The organism is Streptomyces sp. WI03-4A (assembly GCF_033792105.1).
Classification (GTDB): Bacteria; Actinomycetota; Actinomycetes; order Streptomycetales; family Streptomycetaceae; genus Streptomyces; species Streptomyces collinus_A.
Map to the genome: position 1 here is coordinate 1 of NZ_JARAUO010000087.1, position 7,366 is coordinate 7,366.

The 7,366-nt window shown below is 73.4% G+C and carries 6 protein-coding genes; all 6 read right to left on the reverse strand.

Annotated features, from left to right (window positions below):
• Positions 1 to 123: 123 nt before the first annotated feature.
• On the reverse strand, positions 124 to 1,137 hold the full coding sequence (locus PV343_RS39995) for a polyprenyl synthetase family protein (RefSeq protein WP_319151973.1): 1,014 nt from the start codon (positions 1,135 to 1,137) through the stop codon (positions 124 to 126).
• Entirely contained in the window at positions 1,134 to 2,054 is a 921-nt protein-coding gene (gene ptlD, locus PV343_RS40000; protein WP_319151974.1) for a neopentalenolactone/pentalenolactone F synthase, read from the reverse strand. The genes PV343_RS39995 and ptlD overlap by 4 nt, the downstream gene beginning before the upstream one ends.
• 84 nt (positions 2,055 to 2,138) lie before the next feature.
• Complete coding sequence (gene ptlE / locus PV343_RS40005) at positions 2,139 to 3,974, reverse strand: neopentalenolactone/pentalenolactone D synthase (protein WP_319151975.1); 1,836 nt, start codon at positions 3,972 to 3,974, stop codon at positions 2,139 to 2,141.
• Complete coding sequence (gene ptlF, locus PV343_RS40010; protein ID WP_319151976.1) at positions 3,908 to 4,759, reverse strand: 1-deoxy-11-beta-hydroxypentalenate dehydrogenase; 852 nt, start codon at positions 4,757 to 4,759, stop codon at positions 3,908 to 3,910. Before ptlF ends, ptlE begins: the two co-directional genes overlap by 67 nt.
• Positions 4,760 to 4,901: 142 nt before the next feature.
• Positions 4,902 to 6,353: an MFS transporter gene (locus PV343_RS40015; RefSeq protein WP_319151977.1), complete on the reverse strand. Its 1,452-nt coding sequence runs from the start codon at positions 6,351 to 6,353 to the stop codon at positions 4,902 to 4,904.
• Complete coding sequence (gene ptlH, locus PV343_RS40020) at positions 6,354 to 7,208, reverse strand: 1-deoxypentalenic acid 11-beta-hydroxylase (protein WP_319151978.1); 855 nt, start codon at positions 7,206 to 7,208, stop codon at positions 6,354 to 6,356. It lies immediately after the preceding gene.
• Between the last annotated feature and the right edge of the window lie 158 nt (positions 7,209 to 7,366).

Genomic DNA, 7,366 nt, shown 5'->3' on the forward strand with positions numbered 1-7,366 from the left:
GCGCTGCCCGCGGTGCCGGGGCCGGGCCGGCGGCACCGTCGCCGTCGGCGGCGGGCCGCGGCCCGGCTCCCTCACGGTCCTCGACCGGACTGAGAGATCGCTGACGAGGGCCGGCGGGGCCCCTCACACCTCCCGGTGCACGATGAACCGCCCGACGGCCAGCAGCTCGTCCCGGGCGCCGGCGTCCAGACCGGCTCCGTGCAGGGCGGCCTCGCCCAGGGCCATCCGTCGGACCGCCTCCGCCTGGGCCCAGTCGCGGCCGCCCGCGGCCTCGATCAGGTCGGCCGCGCGGCGCAGTTCGGTCTCGTCCGGGCGGCCGGGCGCGGCCAGCCAGGTGGCCAGCTCGACGCCGAGCGTGCCGCCCTGGTTGAGCGCGTGGGCGACCGGCAGGGACTTCTTGCGGGCGCGCAGGTCGGAGTGGACGGACTTGCCGGTGGCGGCCGGGTCGCCCCAGATGCCGAGGACGTCGTCGGTGAGCTGGAAGGCGAGGCCGACCTGTTCGCCGTAGAGCGCGAGGGCGTCCACGACGGGCCGGGGCGCGCCGGCCAGCAGCGCGCCGATCGCGGCGCTCGCCGACAGCAGCGCGCCGGTCTTGCCCGCGGCCATCTCCAGGCACTCCTCGACCGTCACGTGCTGACGGTTCTCGAAGGCCATGTCCTGGACCTGGCCGTGGATCAGCCGGCGGGTGGTGCGGGCGAGCAGGCCGGCCGCGGCGGCCGCGGTGGGCAGCCCGCAGTCGAGCAGCACCTCCTGGGCGAGGGCCAGCAGCGCGTCACCGGTGAGGATGGCGCTGCTGGCGCCCCACAGCGCCCAGACGGTTCGGCGGTGGCGGCGCTCCTCGTCGCCGTCCATCAGGTCGTCGTGGAGCAGCGAGAAGTTGTGGACCAGTTCGACGGCGACGGCCCCGGGCAGCGCGGTGTCGGGGGGCGCGCCGACCGCCTGGGCCGACAGCAGGGCCAGCGCGGGGCGTACGGCCTTGCCGCCGTCGGCGGCGGTGGGCGCGCCGGCCGCGGTGATCCAGCCGAGGTGGTAGGCGGCCTGGTGGCGGGTCCTGCGGTCGAGCAGGTCGAGGGCGGTGCGCAGCGCGGGGGTGGTGGCGTCCCGGCCGCGGTGCAGGCTGGCGGGGGTGACGGTCACGCCGCGGCCTCCGCTCGCCAGGGCTCGGTCGGGTCGTCGAAGATGGCCACGACCTTGCGCAGGATGCGCCGGTCGTCCGGGTCGAAGGCCGTCTTGGCGTGGACGGTGCCGAGCTGGTCCCACATGACGATGTCGCCGGGCTCCCAGGTGTGGGTGTAGGTCAGGGCGGGCGAGCCGGCGTAGCCCCACAGGTCCTGGAGGAGTTCCTTGCTGGCGGCGGGGTCGAGTTCGAGGATGCGTTTGGTGTTGAGGGAGTTGGCGTAGACGGCGTGGCGGCCGGTGCGCGGGTTGCGGGCGATCAGCGGGTGGACGGTGGAGGTGCCGTCCTCGGGCAGGATCGCCGTGGTGGCGGGTCCGGTGCCGGGACCGCCGCCCGCGATGGAGACCTCGCCCTGGTAGCTCTCCTCGATGGTCTCCTCGTAGCCGGAGCGCAGGGCGTGCCGGGCCCGGTAGGAGTGCAGGCGGCGGCGCAGGTCCGCGGGCAGCGAGTCGTACACCCCGTACATGTCGGTGAACAGGGTCTGGCCGCCGCCGGAGACGGGCAGTTCCACGGCGGCGAGGAAGCCGATCCGGGAGACCCGGGGCCGGAAGGAGTAGTCGGTGTGCCAGTCCATCCAGCCGGCGTCGCCGACGCCGATCTTCCGGCCGTTCTCCACGATGTTGGAGATGATCAGGATCTCGTTGTGGTCGGGGCTGGCGCCGGTGGTGAGGCCGGTCTTCGGGATGTGCCCGAAGCGGCGTCCGAAGCCGAGGAGTTCGTCGTTCGAGGGGTCCCGGTGGCCGCGGAAGACCAGCACCAGGTGCTGGTCCAGCGCGGCCCATAACCGCTCGACGGTGGTGTCGTCGAGGTCCGGGGTGATGGCGGCGCCGTGCACGACGGCTCCGACCGCGGAGTCCGGTATCGGCGAGACGTCCATGGCCTTGCGTCCCCCTTCATGGTTGTTTCGTCGTCGGTACGTGCTTGTTTCGCTGCTGCGTGGTCGCTGTGTGAGGTGCTGCGTTCAGTCGCTCAGTTCCAGGTGGGCGAGGTCTCCGGCCTCGCGCCAGGCGCGCAGGACCTTCAGGAACTCCACCGAGCCGCCGCCGTAGCTGCCGTTGAGGACGTGCAGGTCGCCCGGGCGGCCCTCGTTGTTGAACAGGCCCGGGGTGCAGGACTCGGCGTAGTCGAGGTTGCGGTTGGCGAGCCGGAGGATCTCCTCGGTCCATTCCTTCTCGCCGGTGGCGGAGACCTCCACGACGTTTCGGCCGCGGTCCCGGACGGCCTTGAGGACGTGGGCGACGTGCCTGCTCTGCTCGCCCAGCATGTAGGGCACGTTGACGTGCAGCCCCGACTGGACCTTGGACAGCAGGAAACAGTTGGGGAAACGATTCACCATCAGCCCGTGAAACGTCCGTGCCCCGTCCGCCCAGCGCTCCGAGAGCCGCACCCCGTCCCGGCCCACCACCTCGTAGCCGGCCCGGGTGGTGTATGGCACCGCGTACTCGGACTCGTAACCCGAGGCCAGGACCAGGCAGTCGACCGGGTACTCCCGGCCGGCCGCGACCACCGCGTGCTCGGTGAGCCGTTCGATGCCGCGTCCCTCGGTGTCCACGAGGGTGACGTCGGGCCGGTTGAAGGTCTCCAGGTACCCGTCGTGGAAGCAGGGCCGCTTGCAGAACAGCCGGTAGTACGGCTTGAGGGCGGCCGCGGTGCGGGGGTCGCGGACGACGGCGTCGACGCGGGCGCGCAGTTCCTCCATCTTGCGGAAGTCGGCGCGTTCCACGGCGGCGGCCGCCTCGGCGGGGTCGGCGGCGCCGTCCGGCCCGCCGGACTTCGGCAGGATCGCCGCGAGACCGGCGGTGATCTCCGTCCAGCCGTCCGCCACCAGGTCCTCCGCCCGCGCCACCCCGGAGGTCAGGTCGTGGAAGTTGTCCATGCGCCGCTGCTGCCAGCCCGGTCGCAGTCCCTTCACCCAGTCCGGGTCGGTGGGCCGGTTGCCCCGGGTGCCCACCGCGGGCGGGGTGCGCTGGAAGACGTACAGGTGCGCGGCCGCCTCGGCCAGGTGCGGGATCACCTGCACCGCCGTGGCGCCCGTGCCGACGATCCCGACCCGCTTGTCCCGCAGCGCCGCGAGGCTGCCCGGGACGCCGTCGCCGGTGTAGCCGTAGTCCCAGCGGGCGGTGTGGAAGGAGTGCCCGCGGAAGGTCTGAAGGCCCTCGACCGCGGGCAGTTTGGGCCGGTGCAGCGAGCCGATCGCCATGCACACGTAGCGGGCCCGGAAGCGGTCGCCGCGGTCGGTGCGCACCAGCCAGTGCGAGCTCGTCTCGTCCCAGCGCAGCTCGGTGACGGAGGTCCCCAGCAGGGCGTCCCGGTAGAGGCCGTAGTGGCGGGCGACGGCCCGGCAGTGCGCGAGGATCTCGGCGCCGGTCGCGTACTTCTCCGAGGGCACGGTGCCCAGTTCCTCCAGCAGCGGCAGGTAGACGTAGCTCTCGATGTCGCACCTGAGGCCGGGGAACCGGTTCCAGTACCAGGTGCCGCCGACGTCGCCGGCCGCGTCGACCAGCCGGATCCGCTCGAAGCCGCACGTCTCGCGCAGCCGGGCGCCCAGCAGCAGGCCGCCGATGCCCGCGCCGACGACGGCGACGTCGACCGTGTCGCCGACGGGCTCACGGTCGTCCGGCGCGGCGTACGGGTCGTCCGCGTAGCGGGACAGCTCGCCGCGCGCGGGCCGGTAGACCCGGCCCGCGCCGGGCCGCAGCCGCTTGTCGCGCTCCTCGCGGTACCTGGCCCTCACCGTCCCGATGTCGACGGGTTCGGTCGCGGGGCCGGCGGGGGCGTCTGCCCGGAAGCGTTCCACAGCGTCTCCTGCGTGGGGTGGACAGGGGAGGTGAGGTGGCGCCGTACGTCGTCGAACTGGTCGCGCAGCCGGGTGGCCGCGTCGGCGTTCGTGAAGAGGTAGAAGCGGTCGGAGCCCAGCGCGTCCCACACGGTCTCGGCGACCAGGCCGGCGCCGACGGTGGTGTCCCCGGTCGCGTCGCGCGGGGCGGCGAGGTCGCGGACCAGCGGGGTGTCGACCCGTCCGGGGCAGAGCACGGAGACCCGTACGGGGGTGCCGGCGAGGTCGGCCCGCAGGCTGCGGGCGACCGCCAGGTCGGCGTGCTTGGAGGCGGCGTAGGCGGCGCTGCCGCTGCCCACCGCGAACGCCGACATGGAGGCGGTGTGCACGAGGTGGGCGGGCCGACCGCTCGCCAGCAGCCGCGGCACGAAGGCCCGGGCGACATGGACGTGCGCCCAGTGGTTCACCTCGAAGACCTCGCGCATCCGCGCCAGCGGCACGCTCCACAGCGGCATGCCGACGGGGCCGACGACACCGGCGTTGTTGCAGACCACGTCGATGTCGCCGAGGGTGCCGTACGCCGTCTCGGCCAGCGCCTCCACGGCGTCCGCGTCGGTGAGGTCCACGGTCTCGGCGCGGACGTCCGCGCCGCGCGCGGCGAGTTCGCCGGCCCGGCGGCGCAGGGCGTCGCCCTGGATGTCCGCCATGAGCACCTTGACTCCGGCCCGGGTGAGGCGGGCGGTGAGGGCGAGCCCGATGCCGCTCGCCGCGCCGGTGACCACGGCCGTCCTGGGGTGTAAGTGCACGGGGTGTCCGTTCCTCGCGTCCTGGGCGGGCGATCCCGGGCCGCGTCGTCGCGGCCCGGTGGAAGGGGTGTGCGGGCGGGCCGGGGGCCCGGGGTCCGGCGGCACCCGCCCGGGGGAGGGCTGGGCGGGTGCCGCCGGTGGTTCAGGCGGGGTCGGGCAGTCTGAGGCTGATGGCGAAGATGGTCGCGGAGAAGACGGTCAGCAGGCAGAGGACGACGACCGCCGCCCAGGAGTGGCCCATCGAGTCGCCGAGGGCGAGGTAGAGCGTGCCGCCCACGGTCGCGCCCAGGGCGGTGGCCGTCTGCTGGCTGGTGACCAGCACGCCGCTGCCCATGCCGGCCTGGGCGGGCGGGACGTCGGCGAGGATCATCCGGAACAGGGTGGGCCCGATCAGGGCCTGCCCGACACCGGTGAACGCCAGCACGGCCAGCACCAGGACCACCGGCACGTCCGGCCAGGTGGTCCCGATCAGCAGTGCCATCAGCAGCAGGCCGGCACCCTGGACGGTGGCCCCGAGGGTCACGATGCGCCGCCCGAGGGCCGCCGCGATCTTCGGGGTGAACAGCGCCACCACGAAGAAGGCGGAGGCGAACGGCGACAGCACCGCCCCGGAGCCCAGTCCGCCGAGGCCGAAGTCGTCCTGCGCGACCAGAGCGTAGACGAACATGAAACTGCCGAATCCGATCGAGAACGGAACCATCGCGAGCAGTCCCCGGCGCATTCCGGTGCGGGAGAGCACCGACGGAGGCAGCAGCGGCGAACCGCCCTGGGCGTCCAGCCGCCGTTCCACCCGGACCAGCGCCGCCACCGCCGCGGCCGCGACCACCGGCAGCGCCCACAGCCACACCGGCCAGCCCAGCGCCTGCCCCTCGACGATCACCAGCAGGACGCAGACCAGGGCCACCCCGAACAGCAGGGTGCCGGTGAGGTCGAAGCCGGGCCTGCGCTGCGCCCGGGTGTCCGGCATGTGCCGCACGGCGAGCAGCGCGGCCACGCCGACCGGCACGTTGATCAGGAACACCGAACGCCAGCCGGCCCCGGCGATGTCCAGCGAGACCAGCAGTCCGCCGAGGATCTGGCCGGCCACCGCCGCGAGTCCCGCGGTCGCGCCGTAGAGGCTGATGGCGCGGGCGCGGGCCTGGCCCTCGGTGGCCGCCTGGATCGTCGCGAGGACCTGCGGCACCAGCATGGCCGCGGCCGCGCCCTGCAGGAGCCGGGCCGCGATGAGGAGGCCGACGCCCGGGGCCACCCCGCACAGCGCGGAGCTGAGGGTGAAGGCGACCAGGCCCCAGACGAAGAGCCGGCGCCTGCCGTAGGCGTCGCCGAGCCGCCCGCCGAGGACCAGGCCGAGCGCGTAGGCGATTCCGTAGCCGGACACGACCAGTTCCAGCGCGGTCTCACCGGCGTGCAGGTCGCGCCCGATCGTCGTCAGCGCCACGTTGACGATGAAGAAGTCGACGATGGACAGCGCGAACCCGGTGAGCACCACGACGAGACCGGTCGTGGACAGGCCCGGTAACGCGGGGGGCTGCTGGGGGGACGGCGGCTCCTGGGTGCCGGGAGCGCCGGTGGGGGGTGCTTCGCGATGAGTCATCTATTCAACCGCACTGGGAGTTCCGGTGATCTTGGACATGATCCCCTTGGAGGGGTCCTTCGCCGATTCCGTCCACGGCGTCAGCGCGTTGAAGCCGCGCTCCGCCGCGGCCGGCTGGACGCGGGTGTCCATGGACATCCGCATGACCGGCGGGGACGACAGGTTGGGGACCGACTTGTGACAGGTGTAGGCGTGCATGAACAGCACGTCGCCCGGCTCCATGGCCGAGTGCAGCAACGTCTCGTCGTCGCCGATGAGTTCGGCGGGTATGCCGCGCACCGGGTGGCCGAACCGGCGGAAGGACTCGTGCACGACGTGCTCGCGCGGGCCCCCCCGGTGGCTGCCGTCCGCGAGCGCGACTCCGCCGGAGTCCCTGGTGGTCGCGACGAGCGGTATCCACACGGGGCGGAAGTCCTTGTTGGGGCCGATGTAGAAGCCGTCCTGGTGGAACGGTGTCAGATGGGCGAACGACGGCTGCTCGGCGCCCGCGGCCGAGGGGTAGTAGCGGATGGTGGTGGAGCGGAAGACGAAGACGGGCTCGCCGAAGACCCGCTCGAACACCTCCAGGGTGGAGGGGTGGTTCCAGAAGTCGTCGTACTTGACGTACTTGTGCATCGCCACCTCGTCGACCTCCTCGAAGGAGTCGATGGCGACGTCGTCCAGGGTGGCCTGCGGGTCGGCGGCGCCCAGCGCCACCAGCCCCTCCAGCATCTGCTCCGCGGTGGTCCGGACGAGGTCGCGGTCGAGGACACCGCGCAGATACAGGTAGCCGTGCTCCGCGAAGAAGCCGTCGAGGGCCTCCCGGTCGCCCAGCAGAGGCGTGCAGTCCGTGTATGCGCCGGTCACGTACGTCATGGGGTTCCCGTCCTTGTGGCATGGGCCGAGTGACATGGTGCGGGTGACATGGGCTCGTCTGGCGTGGTGCGACGCGCCTGGTCCCGGGGCGCGTCCGTGGTTCCCCGCGCGCGGGCAGCCCGGCGCCGGCACCGGCGGCCCGCTGCGCGGGGGCGGGC